The organism is Alicyclobacillus fructus, from assembly GCF_017329605.1.
GTDB lineage: Bacteria > Bacillota > Bacilli > Alicyclobacillales > Alicyclobacillaceae > Alicyclobacillus > Alicyclobacillus fructus.
In genome coordinates, this window is the sequence record NZ_JAFMTY010000084.1 from 1 (window position 1) to 477 (window position 477).

Annotated in this window: 1 pseudogene; it reads left to right on the forward strand. The window is 57.9% G+C overall.

From position 1 onward, the window contains the following. A pseudogene (locus J3481_RS14420) lies at positions 1-292 on the forward strand (IS1634 family transposase); the annotation flags it as partial. Between the last annotated feature and the right edge of the window lie 185 nt (positions 293-477).

The following is a 477-nucleotide window of genomic DNA, read 5'->3' on the forward strand; positions in this document are numbered from 1 at the left end:
GTTGGACATCCGTCCCATGTATCACCGGAAGGACGAGCGGATCCGTTCGCATGTGTTGCTGTGCTGGCTGGCCTTGCTGCTGGTGCGCATCGCCGAAGTCCAAACAGGGCGCTCCTGGCCCGACATCCGCTCCCACATGCAAGCGATGCACCAGGTGACCAAGAGCACGCCGGATGGGATCGTCGTGCAGCGCACAGAAACGACCGAGGTACAGTGGGAAATCCTGCGAGCGCTACGGATCACGGAGCCACCAAGAATTCTGCGCATGGAACCTCGAACACGAGGGCTGTAGACACTACACGAGTTATCCACAGGTCCCACGAACTAGCGCCAGGAATGGGTTCGTGGGACTTTGTATGACTACAAAGTGTCGAAGTCGGCTCTACGACAGTTCGAACAAAGTGTACACATGGGCGATGAACATCGTGGCGCTGCACGCCGTCCGCAGCAATGGGGTTGAATATCCATGGTCGTACG